The organism is Thalassospira sp. MCCC 1A03138 (assembly GCF_002115785.1).
Classification (GTDB): Bacteria; Pseudomonadota; Alphaproteobacteria; order Rhodospirillales; family Thalassospiraceae; genus Thalassospira.
Genome location: NZ_JFJY01000001.1, coordinates 152,285 through 169,662 on the forward strand (window position 1 = coordinate 152,285; position 17,378 = coordinate 169,662).

General features: G+C 57.2%; 14 protein-coding genes. 7 read left to right on the forward strand and 7 right to left on the reverse strand.

Annotated features, from left to right (window positions below; translation table 11 throughout):
• Positions 1-4 precede the first annotated feature (4 nt).
• A complete protein-coding gene (locus tag TH468_RS00780; protein ID WP_085641804.1) occupies positions 5-3,151 on the reverse strand; it encodes an efflux RND transporter permease subunit in 3,147 nt (1,048 codons plus the stop codon).
• Between the two features lie 24 nt (positions 3,152-3,175).
• Entirely contained in the window at positions 3,176-4,366 is a 1,191-nt protein-coding gene (locus tag TH468_RS00785) for an efflux RND transporter periplasmic adaptor subunit (protein ID WP_085641805.1), read from the reverse strand.
• Positions 4,367-4,531: 165 nt separating this feature from the next.
• Here TH468_RS00785 and TH468_RS00790 point away from each other — a divergent pair, with 165 nt between their 5' ends.
• The 3 genes from TH468_RS00790 (at position 4,532) to TH468_RS00800 (ending at position 6,961) form a co-directional block, all read left to right on the forward strand.
• Positions 4,532-5,203, forward strand: a complete 672-nt coding sequence (locus tag TH468_RS00790; RefSeq protein WP_085641806.1) for a TetR/AcrR family transcriptional regulator — start codon at positions 4,532-4,534, stop codon at positions 5,201-5,203.
• 211 nt (positions 5,204-5,414) lie between these two features.
• Positions 5,415-6,575, forward strand: a complete 1,161-nt coding sequence (locus TH468_RS00795) for a hypothetical protein (protein ID WP_085641807.1) — start codon at positions 5,415-5,417, stop codon at positions 6,573-6,575.
• 17 nt (positions 6,576-6,592) lie between these two features.
• Positions 6,593-6,961, forward strand: a complete 369-nt coding sequence (locus TH468_RS00800) for a VOC family protein (RefSeq protein ID WP_085641808.1) — start codon at positions 6,593-6,595, stop codon at positions 6,959-6,961.
• Positions 6,962-6,967: 6 nt separating this feature from the next.
• On the opposite strand, the gene TH468_RS00805 is transcribed toward TH468_RS00800, so the two are convergent.
• Positions 6,968-7,723 (reverse strand): SDR family NAD(P)-dependent oxidoreductase, encoded by a 756-nt coding sequence (locus tag TH468_RS00805; protein ID WP_085641809.1) that lies wholly within the window; start codon positions 7,721-7,723, stop codon positions 6,968-6,970.
• 158 nt (positions 7,724-7,881) lie between these two features.
• Between TH468_RS00805 and TH468_RS00810 the strand changes: the two genes are divergently transcribed.
• From TH468_RS00810 to TH468_RS00825, 4 genes are all read left to right on the forward strand, one after another.
• Positions 7,882-8,784, forward strand: coding sequence for an AraC family transcriptional regulator (locus TH468_RS00810; protein WP_085641810.1), 903 nt, complete (start codon positions 7,882-7,884; stop codon positions 8,782-8,784).
• 135 nt (positions 8,785-8,919) lie between these two features.
• The gene (locus TH468_RS00815; protein WP_085641811.1) at positions 8,920-9,906 is read left to right on the forward strand and encodes an ABC transporter substrate-binding protein; all 987 of its coding nucleotides are present in this window, start codon (positions 8,920-8,922) and stop codon (positions 9,904-9,906) included.
• 80 nt (positions 9,907-9,986) lie between these two features.
• On the forward strand, positions 9,987-10,766 hold the full coding sequence (locus TH468_RS00820) for an ABC transporter ATP-binding protein (protein WP_085641812.1): 780 nt from the start codon (positions 9,987-9,989) through the stop codon (positions 10,764-10,766).
• Positions 10,767-10,769: 3 nt separating this feature from the next.
• On the forward strand, positions 10,770-11,696 hold the full coding sequence (locus TH468_RS00825; RefSeq protein ID WP_210402195.1) for an ABC transporter permease: 927 nt from the start codon (positions 10,770-10,772) through the stop codon (positions 11,694-11,696).
• 51 nt (positions 11,697-11,747) lie between these two features.
• Here the strand turns inward: TH468_RS00825 and TH468_RS00830 are convergent, their stop codons facing one another.
• The 4 genes from TH468_RS00830 to TH468_RS00845 form a co-directional block, all read right to left on the reverse strand.
• Entirely contained in the window at positions 11,748-12,383 is a 636-nt protein-coding gene (locus TH468_RS00830) for a bifunctional 2-polyprenyl-6-hydroxyphenol methylase/3-demethylubiquinol 3-O-methyltransferase UbiG (RefSeq protein WP_168177049.1), read from the reverse strand.
• 150 nt (positions 12,384-12,533) lie between these two features.
• Positions 12,534-13,421 carry a YghX family hydrolase gene (yghX, locus tag TH468_RS00835; protein ID WP_085642401.1) on the reverse strand — a complete coding sequence of 296 codons (888 nt, stop codon included), beginning with the start codon at positions 13,419-13,421 and terminating at the stop codon, positions 12,534-12,536.
• A gap of 222 nt (positions 13,422-13,643) precedes the next feature.
• Positions 13,644-16,073: a TonB-dependent siderophore receptor gene (locus TH468_RS00840; RefSeq protein ID WP_085641815.1), complete on the reverse strand. Its 2,430-nt coding sequence runs from the start codon at positions 16,071-16,073 to the stop codon at positions 13,644-13,646.
• A gap of 160 nt (positions 16,074-16,233) precedes the next feature.
• Positions 16,234-17,277 (reverse strand): FecR domain-containing protein, encoded by a 1,044-nt coding sequence (locus TH468_RS00845; protein ID WP_085641816.1) that lies wholly within the window; start codon positions 17,275-17,277, stop codon positions 16,234-16,236.
• Positions 17,278-17,378: the final 101 nt, after the last annotated feature.

Here is a 17,378-nt window from a genome sequence, read left to right on the forward strand (position 1 = left end):
TGGTTCATTCCGCCGGATGTTCGTGGGCGGCCTTGACGTCGCCGCGTTTCGAACGGCTTTTGGCAAAGGTGCCAACAATCAGCACGAAGAACAGCGGCACGAAGAAGATCGCAAGGATCGTGGCCGCAATCATGCCGCCCATCACCCCGGTCCCCACCGCGATACGCGCCCCCGCACCGGCACCGGTACTGATCGCAAGCGGCAGAACACCAAGCGTGAAGGCCATCGAGGTCATGATGATCGGACGCAGACGCTGGCGCGCGGCCTCGACCGTTGCCTCAAGCAGGCCCATCCCCTGATCATAAAGCTCGCGTGCGAACTCGACGATCAGAATGGCGTTCTTGGCCGACAAACCAATCGTGGTCAGGATCGCCACCTGGAAGTACACGTCATCGGGAAGCCCGCGCAGCAAGGCTGCAATCACGGCACCCAAAACGCCCAGTGGCACGACCATCATCACCGAAACAGGAATGGCCCAGCTTTCATACAATGCGGCAAGGCACAGGAAGACCACGATCATCGACAGGGCATAAAGGGCCGGGCCCTGTTCGCCTGCCTCGCGTTCTTCATAGGAAAGCCCCTGCCATTCAAGGCCGATGCCACCCGGAAGCTTGGCAACGATTTCTTCCATTGCCTTCATCGCATCACCCGATGCAACGCCCGGTGCCGCCTGCCCCTGAATATTGACGGACGAAAGACCGTTAAAGCGTTCCAGCCGCGGCGAGCCATAAGTCCACTGCGTGGTCGAGAAGGCCGAAATCGGTACCATCTCGTCATAGCTGTTGCGGACATACCAATGATCCATATCTTCGGGCATCATGCGATATTTCGCATCTGCCTGCATATAGACGCGCTTGACACGGCCCTTCTCGATGAAGTCGTTGACATAGCTTGAGCCCCAGGCAGTTGCCAGCGTGCGGTTGATGTCGGCGATATTGACACCCAGCGCACTGGCCTTTTCCTGATCGATATTGATGTCAAACTGCGGCGTGTCATTCAGGCCGTTCGGACGCACCCCGACAAGGCGCGGGTCCTGTGCCGCCATGCCAAGCAACTGGTTCCGTGCCGCGATCAGGGCATCATGCCCCGCACCACCACGGTCCACCAACTGCATATCAAAGCCGTTCGCCGTGCCCAGTTCGATAATCGCAGGCGGGGCAAAGGCAAAGACCATGGCTTCGCGGATCTGGGCAAAGGCACCATAGGCCCGCCCGATCACCGCCTCAACCGACTGACCGGGCGATGTCCGTTCCGACCAGTCTTTCAGGTTGACGAAGGCGATACCCGCATTCTGACCACTCCCGGCAAACGAGAAACCAGCCACGGTAAAGATACCGTTCACCACTTCCTTCTCGTCTTCCATGAAGTGCTTTTCGAGCTTCTTGAGAACCTCGACCGTACGCTCCTGCGAGGCACCGGCCGGCAGCTGAACCATGGAGAACATGATCCCCTGATCCTCTTCCGGCAGGAACGAACCCGGCAGACGCACGAACAGGAAGGCCAAAGCCCCGACAAGAATGCCATACACGAACAGGTAACGCCATTTGCGGTTCACAACATGACCGACACTGCCCTGATAGAAATTGTTGGTCTTATCAAACCCGCGATTGAACCAGCCAAAGAACCCCTTCTTGGCATGCGGATCGCTTTTGGAAGGCTTAAGCATCGTCGCGCAAAGGGCCGGTGTCAGGACAATCGCCACGATCACCGACAACACCATCGCCGAAACAATGGTGATCGAGAACTGACGATAAATCGCCCCGGTCGACCCGGCAAAGAACGCCATGGGCACAAACACGGCCGAAAGAACCAGCGCAATACCAACAAGCGCACCGGTAATCTGGCTCATGGATTTGCGCGTTGCTTCACGCGGCGGCAAGCCGTCTTCATGCATCACGCGTTCGACGTTTTCGACCACAACGATGGCGTCATCGACCAGAAGACCAATCGCCAGCACCATGCCAAACATGGTCAGCGTGTTGATCGAATATCCGAACGCCGCCAGAACGCCGAATGTACCGAGCAAAACCACCGGCACAGCAATCGTCGGGATCAGGGTCGCGCGCCAGTTTTGCAGGAACACGAACATCACGACGAAGACAAGCGCGATGGCTTCAAACAGGGTCCGGACCACTTCCTCGATCGAAACCTTGACGAACGGGGTCGTGTCATACGGATAAACAACTTCCATCCCCTGCGGGAAGAAAGGTTTAAGCTCCTCAAGGCGGGCTTTCACCGCCTCGGCGGTGTCAAGCGCATTGGCCCCGGTCGCCAGGTTGATACCAATACCAGTTGCGGCCTGTGCATTATAACGCGCAACGACCTCGTAGCTTTCGCCACCGATCTCGATGCGCGCCACATCGCCCAGACGGACCTGCGAACCATCCGTATTCACACGCAGCAGAATATTGGCGAATTCGTCAACGGTCGTAAGCTTGCTTTGCGCCGTAATCGTCGCGTTGATCTGCTGGCCCGGCACCGACGGCGCACCGCCGATCTGACCGGCCGTGACTTCCGTGTTCTGCGCTTCGATTGCCGAACTGACATCGGAAACCGTCAGGTTATAGGAAATCAGCTTGTTCGGATCGAGCCAGATGCGCATCGCATGCTGGGCCCCAAACACCTGAACCGAACCAACACCGTTCACACGTGCAATCGGGTCTTCGATGGTCGATACCACAAAGTCCGAAAGGTCTTCGGCATTCATCGAACCATCGGCCGACACAAAGCCCGCCACCATCAGGAACGAACCGCTCGATTTCGAAACCGTGATGCCCTGCTGCTGAACTTCGCTTGGCAGGCGCGACATGGCAGCCTGCAACTTGTTCTGCACCTGCACCTGCGCGATATCGGGATCGGCTTCGGGTTCAAAGGTCAGGGTGATGGATGCACTACCCGTCGCACTACTGTTCGACGACATATAGCGCAGGAAATCCAGCCCGTTCATTTCCTGTTCGATGACCTGCGTCACCGTGTTTTCAACGGTTTCCGCCGAAGCACCTGGATAGGTTGCCTCGATCTGCACCGATGGCGGCGCAATCGACGGATATTGCTCGATCGGCAGCTGCAAAATGGACAGCCCCCCCGCCAGCATGATCACCAGGGCCACAACCCAGGCGAAGACGGGGCGATCAATAAAAAACTTTGCCATTAGAAATCGTCCTTAATCGTCAGCTTACTGGGCTGAACCCTGGGCGGCACCCTGGCCAGCATTCGCATTCTCGACAGGCTGCGCCGTTACCGGCGCCCCCGGTGCGATACGCTGAATGCCATCAACGATCAGCTGTTCGCCATCCGAAACACCGTCTGTCACGACCCAGTTCTCGCCTTGCGACTGTTCGATCTGGACATCCTTGGAAACGACCTTGCCGTCACCGATGGTGTAAACATATGCCGTGCCATCCGGACGGCGCATCACGGCTTTCTGCGGCACAAGGAAGGCCCCATCAAGTTTGCCCTGACGCACCTGTCCACGCACGAACATGCCCGGCAGCAACACACCATCCGGGTTCGGGAAAACCGCACGCAGGCGGATCGTTCCGGTGGTTTCATTCACCGATACGTCGGAAAACTGCAAAGTCCCGGTATGGGGATATTCAACACCGGTCGCATCAATGATCAGGGCAACTTCGATCTTGCCGTTTTCAACACCCTGAATGCGGCCGTTCTGGATCGCCTGCTTGATCTTCATTAACCGGCCACCCGCCTGCGTCACATCGACATAGATCGGGTCCAGCTGGGTGATCGTGGTCAGTGCTTCGGTCTGGTTGGCGGTCACAAGCGCACCTTCGGTCACATCAGACGAACTGATCTGGCCGGAAATCGGGGCGGTTACGGTGGTGTACTCAACATTGATACGTGCTTGATCGACCTGCGCGCGTGCTGCGGCAACCGCTGCTTTCGCCTGTGCTTCTGCCGAAATCGCATCGTCAAAGGTCTGCTCGGAAACCGCCTGGGTTTTCACAAGACTTTCGTATCGCTTGCGGGTTTTCGTCGTCTGATCAAGGGTCGCGCGCTGCTTGGCAAGTTCCGCCTGTGCCGCGTCAAGTTCCGCCATGTAAACTGCCTGATCAATCATATAAAGCTGCTGACCGGCTTCAACAAACGCGCCTTCGGTAAAGTTGCGTTCCTTGATGATACCATCGACCTGCGGGCGCACGGCAGCCTTGCGGAAGGCAACGGTACGACCCGGCATTTCCTCGATCAGACCAATGGTCTGCGCTTCAAGTGTCAAGGTACCAACCGGCGTTGCCTGCGGCTGCTGCTGTGCGCTGGCATCCGACTGCTGCGCTTCTTTCTGCTCGTCACAGGCCGCAACCATCAATGCAAGCACAGCAACGCCTGCAAGTTTCAAACAAGATCGCATCGACAAAATGATTTTCCTTCTCACAGTCCTGTAAGCAGCGCTGCCGTGCCGGGGAATATCAGGCAGCTTTGCCATTGAATTATTAAATACTGTACGGTACAGTACACATTGTGCGCTGCACGATCAAGAGCCAAAAGAAACGTCGACAGAAAAGATCGAAAAACCATGAGCGAAACGTCAGAAATCCAAGGAAAACAATCCAGTCGCGGCTTCGCACGGCGACGCGCGATGATGGATGCTGCATGGCAGCTTTTGCTGGAGAAAGGCTTTTCTGGCGTTACGCTAAATGACGTAATTTCTCGATCCGGTGGCTCACGTACAACTCTCTACGAGGCATTTGGCGGAAAGGATGGGTTGCTGACTGCCGTCATGACAGAACGGTGCATGGAATTTTCCGCGGAACTGCATATTTCGCTGGAATCCAATCTCCCTCCTCGTGACGCTTTGACCGACTTCGCCTTTAAACTATCGACCAAGATACTAACCGAGGAAGCCGTTCGCTTCACGCAGATTCTGTTCTCCGAAGGACAGCATTTTATACCAATGGTTGAGAAATTCCTTGAAGTCGGTCCCGAAAGCACGCGCAAACGCCTTGCAAACTACCTGAAACGCCAGAATGACCTTGGTAATCTTGTCATCGACGACCCTGATCATTATGCCGAAATCTTCGATGCAATGATTGTCGGCGACTGGCAGAATCAGGTGATGAAAATGATCTCCCCGCCCAAACTCAGCGAGGAAGAGATCACAATAAGGGTCAAACGCGCCGTCGATGTCTTCCTGTGTGGTGTGACCGTCGAAAGCAAGCGCGACAAAATCGGCTGCGCCACCGACTGATCGTCAACCCGGACCGCTCCCCACCAGCCGCACTCAGCCGCAACATACCCCATGCTTTCCAGATGACAGTTCGGGAAAGATGTGATCCATTTCACATTTGCGCGTTTCGGGGGCCTTCGGCATGCTGATACCGCAATCCGTGCCCCATCTTCACCAAATTTGCACGACACACTGGAACCGTTCAAACCATTACCCAAAAGGGGCTTCGATCATGCCTGTACGCCGTATTGTCATCGGCATTGGTGTTTCTCTGATTTCAATTTGCGCCACGGGCGCGAATGCCTTTGCGCTTGAAACGCAGAGGGCGCGCGAAATCATGGATGGAATCCTGATGCAAAACGGCATTTCCGCAACCGAAACATCCGCGGAAAACAGCAATGGCGACGTCACCTTTACCTATGACGGTGTGCGCCTTGATCTCAGCGGTTACAGTACCGCGCGTGAACTGGCCCTTGAAGGTGTCCGCGTGACGCTCAAGGATACCGATATCGCCAATCAGGTCGATATCGACATTGCCCTGCCCGAACGCGGAAAAATGCTGGCCGATGCCACCAGTGACCAGCGCGAACTGACCATGCGCAAGGCCGTTGGAAGCCTGCGGTGGAACCATGTCAATGGCACCGCGGTCAATTTCACGGGTGCGGCCGATTTCCTGATTGGCGATGAACCGATCACGCGCAAACACTGGCTGATGAACGGGCTTGTCATTCGCTGGATGCCCGACGAAGCCCGCATTTCCTGGCAGGCCGCCGAATGGACCGGACCGAACCGGGAAAAACTTGGCGCAGTCAAATCGACAAGCTTCCTGCTTTATCCCGGCCCCAACGGTGAAACCCATCTTGATTACGCCCATGATGGTCTGTGGTTGCCAAGCCTGCTGCAACCCCGCACCGTGCGCATCAAAAGCAGCAGCACCGGCCTGCCCTGGGCCGAAGCCAAGCCAATCGTTGAAAAGGGCTTCAATGATATGCTGACCGGCCTTGCCCCGCGCGCCGCACGTCGCCAGATCGCCAATGACCTCTGGCAAAAGGCCGCCGACAATGGCGCACCGGTCAAGATTGATGAAATCTATGTCGAAGGCCGCGGCCTCGAAGCATTGGGCAAGGGTGAATTCATCGCCCAGAAAGCCGCCCGTTATGGATTTTCGGGCCAACTTGACGTCGACCTGATCGGGCGCGAACGCCTTCAGGATCTGATCGGCACCCCGCAAAGCCCGACCCTGCTGGGCGCGCTGGTGCCCTTTGCCGTCGATGGCCTTGCCGCTGGTGAACCGGGCAAACAGGGCATGACGAATTATGATGTAGAACTGTTGCGCGATGGCAGGATTGTCGTGAATGGCGTCACGGTATTCAGCGCCGCAAGTGGCAGCTGATAGCAACGGAAAACCTGATGCCGACAACATGCAACCGGGTCGTGATCTACACGAAAAAGATCGACGAAATGATCCATTTCTACTGCGATCTTTTCGTCTATCAGGCCATCCGCCTCGAAGGTGACCGCATCGTCGAACTCAGACCCGCCCTTGATGGACTGATCCTGATGCTCCATCCCGCGGGCAAGGGCCAGAAAGAAGGCCAGTCGCTCATCAAACTGGTCTTTGACGTCAAGAATGTTGAAGTCTTCCGCAAACAACTGGTTGCCCACGGCGTTGATGTCGGCCCGATCCATCAGGCGGATGGCTATCAGTTCGCCAATATGAAAGACCCGTCCGGAAATCCGGTTTCGATTTCCAGCCGGGCCTTTGCAGTCGGTTCCTAACGGGGCTTAGATACCCTGCCCGCCGGAAACCTCGATCCGCTGGGCATTGACCCAGCGATTGTCTTCTGACAGCAGGCTGGCGATCATCGGCCCGATATCATCAGGCACGCCCACCCGGCCAAGGGCTGTCATTTCGGCAAATACCTTGTTCAGATCCGGGGTATCGCGCACCGCACCGCCAAGGAAGTCGGTTTCAATCGCGCCCGGTGCGACCGTATTGACCGCAATGCCGCGTACCCCAAATTCCTTGGCCATGTAAAGGCTCAGCACCTCGACCGCGCCCTTGACCGCCGAATAGGCGGAAAATCCGGGGAATGCCCCCTTGGTCAGCCCGGAAGACAGGTTGACGATCCGTCCGCCATCGGCAATCAGCGGCAACAGAGCCTGCGTCAGGAAGAAAACCCCTTTGAAATGCACATCAACCAGCTTGTCGAACTGTGCCTCGGTGGTTTCGGCAATCGACGCCATGTCACCATGACCGGCATTATTGACAAGATGGTCAAACGTGTCCCGGCCCCAGACGTCGCGCAATCCGATGCGCAGGTTTTCGGCAAAACCGGCAAAGCTGGAAATGTCAGCAACATCAAGCTTCAAGGCCAATGCCTTCCGTCCCATTGCCTTAATCTCCGAAACCACCGCATCGGCATCGTCAGATCGGCTGTGATAGGTCACGATCACATTCCCGCCATGGCGGGCGATGGCAAGGGCGGTATTACGGCCAAGGCCACGGCTGGAACCGGTTACAATTGAAATCTTGGTCATCGGACAACTCCTTGGTTTGGTGATGTTGGTTCACGCTGTTTGGTGTTGTCCGTTATACTGCTGCCCCCTCCCGCCCGTCGTTGCCGGAACCTCGGCATACTTAGCCTAATCCTCCAAACCATATTTACGACGATATCAATCGGGATTAGGATCACGGCATGTCAAACGCGCTTCTCACCTCGGTCCGGTCCTGGCTTGATACCCGTGCCATCGACAGCGGACTGGCCCAGACGCCCATTCCCGGCCTGACTACCATCCGGTCGGTCACGCCAAGCGGGCTGGATTATGCGATCTCGCGCCCGCTGGTTTGCCTGATCCTTCAGGGCTGCAAACAGGTTGCCCTTGGCAATCGGACCTTCACCCTGCGCCCGGGTGATACCCTTCTGATCACGGCCGATGTCCCGACCGTAAGCCAGATTACCGATGCCAGTCCCGATACGCCCTATATGTCGCTTGTGCTTGATCTTGATCCATCGGTTATCGCCGACCTGTCATTGCAGATGGGCACCCCGCCGCAAAGCGATGATGCCGCCGTCATTGTCGCCCCCACCGATGCCGAGGTCGCCGATACTGCCCTTCGCCTGATGCGTCTGCTTGATCGTCCCGATGCCGTTCCGATGCTCCATCAATCCCTGATCCGCGAACTGCATTACTGGCTTCTGACCAGTCGGCATGGTGCCGCCATCCGCCAGCTTGGCTGGCCCGACAGCCACAGCCAGCGCGTGGCACGTGCGGTCGCCATCCTGCGCGAGGAATTCAGCAAACCCCTGCCGGTGGATCGGCTTGCCGCAACTGCTGGCATGAGCCCATCCTCGTTTTATCAGCATTTCAAAACCGTCACCTCGCTATCCCCGCGACAGTTCCAAAAACAGCTCCGCCTGATCGAAGCGCGCCGCCTGATCATGGCCGAAGGCATGACAGCAAGCAGTGCGGCCTACCATGTCGGTTATGAAAGCGTGTCACAATTCACCCGCGAATATCGCCGCATGTTCGGCATGCCGCCCGCCACCGACCGCGATAGCGCAAAGGAACAAATCCCCGCAACAAAGGCCGCCGAATAACAACATTCCCTTTTCCTGATAATTGTACACCCGATCATGTGACATCCTGTTGACGGGCCGTGCCGAACTTCGCATGATCCGGTGGCACGGTCGGCCTGCCACATGCCGACCCAATAAATCAGGGAGCCTCATTCAATGAAACTTTTCAAATCCGGTGCGCTTTCAGGCCTTCTGATCGCGGGCACAATGATTGCCGCCATGAACAGCGCATCCGCCGAACCGATCAAGGTCGGCATTGCCAATTTCGGTGAACATCCGCAGCTTAACGCGTCCATCGCGGGCTTCAAGGAAGCCATGGCCACCAACGGCTTTGCCGAGGGCACCGACGTTGTCTATTCCGAAAGCCACACCAATTTTGATACGTCTCTGGTGCCCCAGATGATCGCGAAATTGCAGGCCGAAAACCCCAAACTGATCTATACCATCACCACCCCGGTCTCCCAGATCGCCAAAAAGGCACTGGCGGGTTCGGGCATTCCAATCGTGTTTTCCGCCGTGACCGATCCGGTGGCCGCCAAGCTGGTCCCGTCATGGGATAAGGGCGACGAAGGCATGACCGGCGCGTCCGATCTTCAGGACATCGCAGCCGTTCTTGAATTCACCCACAAATTCCTGCCCGATGCCAAACGCCTTGCCGTGCCCTATAACCCGGGCGAAGCCAATGATGTTGCCCTGCTTGAAAAGGTACAGGAACTCGCCCCCGCCGCGGGCTTTACCGTTGTTCCGGTCGGCATCGATAACGTCAATGACATACAGCAACGCATCACCGCCGTGGCGGGCAAGGCTGATGTCATCTATACCCCGGCATCAAATCTGATCCAGCCGGCAATTGCTGCGGTATCCGCCGCTGCGCGTCAGATCGGCGTTCCGATTGTCAATTCCGATAGCTCCGCCGTTGCCAATGGCACCGTGCCCGCCAGCTTCTCGGTCGATTACGAACAGGTCGGCCTGAATGCCGGTAAGATTGCGGCCGAAATCCTCAATGGCAAGGACCCGGTGACCATTCCGCCATCCGCACCATCCTATGAAAACCATGCCCCGATGATTTCGAAAAAGGCCTCCGCCGCCTTTGGCATCGAAATCCCGGCCGAATTCAACGATTGCGGTTGCATCGTCGAATAAGTTCCGGCCTTGTCTTTTTGTTGGCGCCCCGCATTCCGGCCTGTCCGGGGGGCGCCAATGTTGCTTTACGGAGGATACGGATGCTTGAAATCCGGTCTGCACGAAAAACCTTTTACAAAGGCCAGCCCGACGAAAAGATCGCGCTGGACGACCTGTCGCTCACTCTCCAGACCGGCGAATTCGGTGTTGTCATCGGCTCCAACGGAGCGGGCAAAAGCACGATGCTAAACGCCGTTTCCGGCGCGATGCCCCTTGATCGCGGCCAGATTCTTATCAATGGCGATGATGTCACCAACACGCCCGTGCATAAACGTGCCATGCGCATTGCGCGTGTGTTTCAGGATCCGATGCTGGGTACTGCTGCCAGCATGACGGTTGCCGAAAACATGCTTCTGGCCGAACTGCGCAGCAAAAGCCGCACCTTCGCCTGTGGGCTGAATGCCAAACGCCTTTCGGATTACAAGGAACGCCTGTCGATCCTGGGTCTTGGCCTTGAAAACCGGCTTGATACCCGTGTTGAACTGCTATCTGGCGGGCAACGTCAGTCTCTGTCGCTCATCATGGCGGTCGGCGGATCGCCCGATCTGCTGCTGCTTGATGAACATACCGCCGCCCTTGATCCGCGCACTGCCGATCTTGTCATGGGGGCAACCGTGCGCGCGGTTGATGCGCTTAAACTCACCACCCTGATGGTCACCCATAACATGCAGCACGCGGTTGATTACGGCCACCGCGTCATCATGCTGGACGCGGGCAAGGTCAAACTGGAAATCGGCGGCGAAGAAAAGGCCGATGTCACGGTGGCAAAGCTGATCGATCATTTCTCGGTCAAGTCTGACGCCATGTTGCTGGGGGCCTGATTGATGATGGAATTCCTCTCTTCGACCTTCACAAGCTATGTGGCACTGGTCCCGGTAACATTGGCCCAAAGCCTTATTCTGGCTTTCGTCGTTATGGGCATCATGATCCCGTTCCGCACCCTGCATTTCCCCGACCTCACCAGCGAAGGCGCCTATCCGCTGGGCGGCTGTGTTGCCGGGGTTCTGATTGCCGCCGGGGTCAATCCGGCCCTGGCGATCGTCGCCGCCCTTCTGTGCGGTTTTGCTGCGGGGTGCTGTACCGCGCTTATTCATCTGCGGTTTCGCATTCACACGCTTCTGGCCGGTATCCTGATGATGACGATGCTTTACAGCATCAATCTGCGCATCATGGGCAAATCAAACCTGTCGATCTTTGGCACCGGTTCGGTCTTTGACTGGGCGCCCTTCGTCACGCCGGGCTTCCCGGCGGCCAAAATCATCATTGCCGGGATCATCGGGGCTGCGGTGTTCGTTGCGCTCAACTGGTTTTTCAAAACCGAAAAGGGCACGGCCATGCGCGCGGTCGGGGCCAACCCGGCCATGGCCGAGGCCCAAGGCATTTCCGTCTGGGTTTCGACCATCGGCGGCGTTGGCCTCGCCAGTGCCTTTTCGGCCACCAGCGGCGCGCTTATGGTCCAGTCACAGGGCTTTGCCGATGTGAATATGGGCCTTGGCATCCTGATCAATGGCTTGGCCGCACTCATGATCGGCGAGGCGATTGTTGGCAAACACAGCGTCTTCCGACAGCTCCTCGCCCCGTTTGTCGGCGCGATCATCTATTATCAGCTGGTGTCGCTCTGCCTGGCGGCGGGTATGCCTCCGCCCGATCTGAAACTGGCAACCGGGCTTTTCGTGCTCGCCATGCTGGCCCTGCCCAGCCTCAAACGCGGTCGCGGCGGTGCCCCAGCCCGCGAAAAGTTCCGCGAATAGAAAACAAAGGGCGGGGTCACATGATCCCGCCCTTTTGCTATTTTGCTGCTATCAACCACGCTGCAAAAACAGCACGATATCCTTCACTTCCGCTTTCTCCCCCTCCGGCCCGGTAACGTTGCGCACCGCGTACCCGGCCTTGTGCAAAATCCACTCATCGGGTCTAAGATCAAGCCCGTCGAGCTCTTCCTGAAGGGTCGGGAATTGGTGTTCGCCATTTCCCTTCCGCCACGGCGGGGCCGATGCATGCGCGATACACAGGAAAGATCCGCCCGGCACCAGCTTTGCCATCGCACGCCGAAGGATGTCGGCCCGTGCAAGGGCCACCGGCGACTGGAAATAGGATGCGGTGACAAGGTCATATTCCCCGTCCGGCATCTCGCGTTCCAGATCGCAGGCAACAAACAGCACCCGGCCAGAAAAATCACTCCCCACCAGACGCTTCTGCGCCCGCTCTATCGCGGTTTGCGAAATATCCACCCCCGTCACATCCCAACCCCGCCCGGCCAGCCAAAGCGCATCATCCCCATGCGAACAGCCAATATCCAATGCCCGCCCCGGCGTCAGGTCGGCCACATACCGCACCAGCAATTCCCCCGGATTGCCGGAATAATCGGTCTTTTTTGTCCGGTAATGATCTTCCCAGAATTCAACCGGGTTTTCCGCCCTTTCGGTCGCGTTTTGCATCGGAAATGCTCCTTCATCACAAGCCATATTAAATCACGTAACTTATGATGTATCGTAAAAGCCGTTCCCGTCAAGCACACATCGAAAACAAAACAGCCCGGCGGAATATTGGCCGCCGGGCTGCTGCGAATGTGCGGGCTGCACCGCAGCCTAGCTCAGATATTTATTAAACCACGCAATCGTGCGATCCCACGCAAGCTTGGCCTGCTCCTCGTCATAGCGAGGCGTTGAATCATTATGGAACCCGTGATTGGCACCGGGATAGATATAGGCCTCATAGACCTTGTTATGTTCCTTCAATGCCGCCTCATAAGCAGGCCATCCTTCATTGATCCGCTCGTCAAGCTCGCCAAAATGCAACAGCAACGGCGCCTGAATGCGCGGCACATCGGCCACGTCCGCCTGACGGCCATAGAACGGCACCGCCGCCCCCAGTTCCGGATAAGCCACCGCCGCCGCATTCGAAACACCCCCGCCATAACAAAAACCGGTTATGCCGGTTTTGCCCGTTGTCGCCTCATGCGCGGTCAGGAATTCGATGGCGGCAAAGAAATCATTCATCAATTTGGTCGGGTCGACCTGACGCTGCAATTCGCGCCCCTTGTCATCATTGCCGGGATAGCCGCCAACCGATGTCAAACCATCCGGGGCAAGGGCAATGAAGCCCGCCTTGGCCACCCGGCGCGCGACATCCTCGATATAGGGATTAAGCCCGCGATTTTCGTGCACCACCACCACACCGGGCAGCTTGTCGGTCGCGTTCGCCGGTTTGACGAAATAGCCACGCACCTCGCCATGGCCGTTGGGCGACGGATACATGATATATTCGGCAACAATATCGGGATCGGTAAACTCGACCTGTGTCGCAAGCGCATAATCCGGGCTAAGCGACGCCAGAACCGACATCGCGGTGACCCCGCCGACGGTATATTTCGCGGCCCGGTCAAGGAATTCGCGCCGCGAAATGATTCCGTGCGCATAAAAATCATAAAGCTCAAGCAATTGCGGCGAGAAATCTTTGGCCGTCAAACGGTTCATCATAGGCTCCCTTCGGTATTAACCGGGGCGGAAATCATGAGTTTGGTGGCAGGAATGCGAAAAGTTTTCTGCATTCCCGGCCATCACACAAATCACAAATCCGCTATCGGTGAACCAGTTCACTTCCTACCCATTCCGGCGCGAAAATTCGCAAACCAAAACGGCCGCCCCGATGGGACGACCGTCTTTTGCAAACCGGTGGATGCTTCAAAGCACCTTGGCTTACCAGCTATATTTCAACGTCGCCAGAACCGTGCGGCCCTCGCCATAGAAACGGCTGCCGAACGTGTTGGACGATACATATTCCCGGTCAAGCAGGTTGGTCGCATTGACCGCAAGGCTGACATTGTCCGTCACCATGTAATTCACCATGGCATCAACCACCGTGTTTGATCCAAGCAGATCGGTATTGGCGTCGTTGTTATAGCGTGACCCGACAAAACGGACACCACCACCAATCGTCAGGTCGCCAAACACCCCATGTTCGGGAATGGTGTAATCCAGCCACGCCGATGCATTATGTTCAGGAACGTTTGACGGACGATTGCCGACATTCCCGCGAACCACATCGTCTTTGATTTCGGCATCAAGATAGGTATAGGCCAGCGTCAGATTGGTCCGCTCATCAAGCGACATCTTGCCTTCAAGCTCAAGCCCGCGCGAATTGATCTCGCCAATCTGCTGATAGGTCGCCGAAGTCGAATTCCATTGCGAAACGTTTTCCTGCGTCAGGTCAAACAGGGCCGCAGTAAACATCGCATCAATCGCCGTCGGCTGATATTTGACGCCGATCTCATACTGCGTGCCTTCCTGTGGTGCGGTTCCATTCGGGCGGGATGCGGCACTGCCATAAACCGGCTGGAAGGATTCCGAATAGTTCCCGTAAACCGAAACCTCGTCCGTCGCCTTATAGGTCAGGCCGACGCGCGATGTGAATTTATGGTCATCGCGTTCCTCGGTTGCTCCGCTGCTAAGTGTATCCGTATCGCTTTGAACATAATCAAAGCGCCCGCCCACGGTCGCGATCCAGTCATCGGCAATCGTCAACTGCTCTTGCGCATAAAGACCATAGGCCGCCTGCGTGATTTCCGTGTCCGAGGTGAAGTTCATATTCACACACGAAAGCCCGCAATAAACCGGGTTATAGGGATCAATCGGCGATGCCGACCCGTCATAACGCTTTTCGCGGTTCTGATCACGGTTGAAGTCAAAGCCCACCAGCGTCTTGCTGTCGAAGGTATCATTCAGGGCAGTGTCATATTGCACCTGGTTGTCGACAGCGAAACGGTCAAGCTCGCCGTAAATCGCAAAAGCCCAACGATTGCCAAGCGGCGTGGTGTCGTTCAGATAAACCGTCTCGTAATCCAGATCGACATGGGTATATCGCGCATTCTGGCGGAATTGCAGTTTGTCGGTAATCTGGTGCGAGAACTCATACCCGATATTGGTTTCTTCGGTATCAAAACGGTTGAAATCCGGTTCACCGAAAAACGCATTGCGGCTGGTTTCGATCCCGGTCGGGAAGCCATACCCCAAGCTGCTTTCGCGGTTGCTGTAACTGGTCAGGATCGTCAGTTCCGTTCCCGCCTTCGGCTTATAGGTAAAGGCCGGCGCAATATACACACGGTCATCCTGCGAATAATCCTGTTCGCGTTCCGCATCCTGCCAAAGCCCCGTCAGGCGATATGTCCAGTTGCTGTCTTCCGCGACCGGGCCGGTAACATCACCGCCACCCCGTACGTGATCTTCGCCGAATGTGGTGAAAACCTCGCCACCGGCTTCGTCCTGCGGGCGTTTGGTAATCAGGTTGACCAAGCCTCCCGGCCCGTTCATGCCAAACAGGCTTGATGTCGATCCTTTCAGGATATCGACCTGCTGAAGCCCATAGGGCTCCTGGCGGGCGGTCGTGAAGTTATAGTTCCGTGACGACAATCCATCGCGATAGGTCGAAAGCGACGAATAAAACCCACGGATACGGATATAGTCATACCGCACATCCGATCCGTATTCACCCGCCTGCACGCCTGCACTATAGGCGACCGCCTGCTGCACGTCCTGCACATTGCGGGTTTCCAGTTCCTTCTGCGTCACGACCGACACGGCGGCGGAATCATCAAGGATCGGCGTATCGGTTTTCGATGCCGTGCGCGACCGGCTGGCAACAACACTATCCTTTATCGGGCCCATCGGGCCATAGACCCCCTCTGCATTGCCCTCAACCCGGATCGGATCAAGAACCTCGCCTTCTGCCGCCGCCGCACCGGTTGCGATCTGTTCGACCACCACGGTGCCGTCATCGGAAATGTTATAGGTCAGGCCACTTCCGGCAAACAGCCGATCCAGCGCCTGCTGCGATGTCATGCTGCCGCTGACCGCTGGCGCATCAACCCCGCGCACAAGTGCGCCATCAACCGTGATCTGAAGGCCGGACTGCTGCCCGAACAGGGTCAGCGCGCTGGTCATGGATTGCGCCGGAATCTCAAATGCATGTGACGCGGCAAGGACCCCCGCCCCGCTTTGCGCCACCTGTGCCTGCGCCATCGCCGGTGCCGCGATCAATACCGGCACCAATGCGCTTGTCACCAAAAGCGCGCTTGCAAAAACCGTCTGTCTGCTGCGGCTCCGCATACCCGCCTTACCCCCTGTGGTCATTCCATGGATCTCCGTTCTGCGTCATATACATGATCACAAATGAGAATAACAACGCTTCTCATTTGCGCTTAAAACACAAAACGCGCCTCGGGGATTTTTTTTCAAAAAAACTTCGGAAAATTTTTCAGATTTTTGCCAAACGGCCTGTTTCAGGCCGTTCTCAGGATGCCGACACCAGCAAAACCCACGGCGTCACCTGCCGCACCACCGCATTTTGCGCCCGTGCAATCCCGCGAAGAGCCGCCAGCGGATCGGCAAGGTTATAGACCCCCGTAACCGGCCGGGTCGCCAGCGCATCATCGGTGATGATGATCCGGCCCGGATAATAGCGCCGCAGCCCGTCAATCACGGTACCCAACGGCTGATCCTGTGCAATCAACTGGTTCTGCCGCCATGCGGCAATCTGACCTGCGGGCAATTGGCCACGCGCCACCGCCCCCTGCCATGTTACGCTGGCACTTTGCCCGGCTTCCAGCAACTCTGCGACCGGCGGGGTGATCTGATCAAACCCGACCCGCACCAGACCATGCTCGACCGCAACATCTGTGCCCGCTTCATTGCGCCGCACGTCAAACCCGGTGCCAAGTACCGTCACGCCAACCTCGTCGGCAAAAACCGTAAAGGGCCGTTCGGCATCCGGGGTGACCTCAAAAAACGCCTCGCCGCCCAAAAGGTCGATATGGCGCTCGCCCGCCTCGTAACGCACCCGGATCGCACTTTCGGGTGCCATCGTCACCGTGCTGGCATCGGCAAGGGTGATGGTGCGCATCTCGGCGGTATCGGTCACATAATCGGCCTGCCAGCCGGTGACGGCACGGGTAACGATCCCCGGCCCGATTACTGCTGCAAAAAGCGATGCGGCAATGGCAAGCCCGCCACCAAGCCACATCTTTCGCCGCCCGAAAGCCGGGCGCACGACATTGTCTTTGCGCGATGATGATGAAACAGACGATCCTTCACCCCCCGTTCGCATCTCACGAACGAAGGGCTGCCAGCGATCAGCATGTTCAGGCGCGCCTGCCGCCATCACATCCGCCGCCCGGCGCGTGGCATTCCATGCCTGCATATGTGCGGGGTCACGTTCGCACCATTCCGCAAATGCGCGCAGAATATCCTGATCGTCCGGCTCTTCCTGCAACAGGATCAGCCAGTCGGTCGCCTCCCGTGAGGCCTGCGGCGGGATCGCATCTGTGTTCGCTGCCATTCTCGTCTCTATTCCCGGTCGGTATCGCAGATTGCGGGTGCGCACCGGCCTGCCCCGAAAACTCCTACAACTACTAAACGCATTTGCGGAACTTTTTTCTA

What these genes read in the sequence shown, in the direction of transcription:
- TH468_RS00800 (WP_085641808.1), top strand. Translation starts at nt 6,593, where the DNA reads ATGCCGACAACATGCAACCGGGTCGTGATCTACACGAAAAAGATCGAC.
- TH468_RS00795 (WP_085641807.1), top strand. Translation starts at nt 5,415, where the DNA reads ATGCCTGTACGCCGTATTGTCATCGGCATTGGTGTTTCTCTGATTTCA.
- TH468_RS00805 (WP_085641809.1), bottom strand. Translation starts at nt 7,723, where the DNA reads ATGACCAAGATTTCAATTGTAACCGGTTCCAGCCGTGGCCTTGGCCGT.
- TH468_RS00810 (WP_085641810.1), top strand. Translation starts at nt 7,882, where the DNA reads ATGTCAAACGCGCTTCTCACCTCGGTCCGGTCCTGGCTTGATACCCGT.
- TH468_RS00780 (WP_085641804.1), bottom strand. Translation starts at nt 3,151, where the DNA reads ATGGCAAAGTTTTTTATTGATCGCCCCGTCTTCGCCTGGGTTGTGGCC.
- TH468_RS00825 (WP_210402195.1), top strand. Translation starts at nt 10,770, where the DNA reads ATGATGGAATTCCTCTCTTCGACCTTCACAAGCTATGTGGCACTGGTC.
- TH468_RS00840 (WP_085641815.1), bottom strand. Translation starts at nt 16,073, where the DNA reads ATGACCACAGGGGGTAAGGCGGGTATGCGGAGCCGCAGCAGACAGACG.
- TH468_RS00845 (WP_085641816.1), bottom strand. Translation starts at nt 17,277, where the DNA reads ATGGCAGCGAACACAGATGCGATCCCGCCGCAGGCCTCACGGGAGGCG.
- TH468_RS00820 (WP_085641812.1), top strand. Translation starts at nt 9,987, where the DNA reads ATGCTTGAAATCCGGTCTGCACGAAAAACCTTTTACAAAGGCCAGCCC.
- TH468_RS00785 (WP_085641805.1), bottom strand. Translation starts at nt 4,366, where the DNA reads ATGCGATCTTGTTTGAAACTTGCAGGCGTTGCTGTGCTTGCATTGATG.
- TH468_RS00830 (WP_168177049.1), bottom strand. Translation starts at nt 12,383, where the DNA reads ATGCAAAACGCGACCGAAAGGGCGGAAAACCCGGTTGAATTCTGGGAA.
- TH468_RS00815 (WP_085641811.1), top strand. Translation starts at nt 8,920, where the DNA reads ATGAAACTTTTCAAATCCGGTGCGCTTTCAGGCCTTCTGATCGCGGGC.
- yghX (WP_085642401.1), bottom strand. Translation starts at nt 13,421, where the DNA reads ATGAACCGTTTGACGGCCAAAGATTTCTCGCCGCAATTGCTTGAGCTT.
- TH468_RS00790 (WP_085641806.1), top strand. Translation starts at nt 4,532, where the DNA reads ATGAGCGAAACGTCAGAAATCCAAGGAAAACAATCCAGTCGCGGCTTC.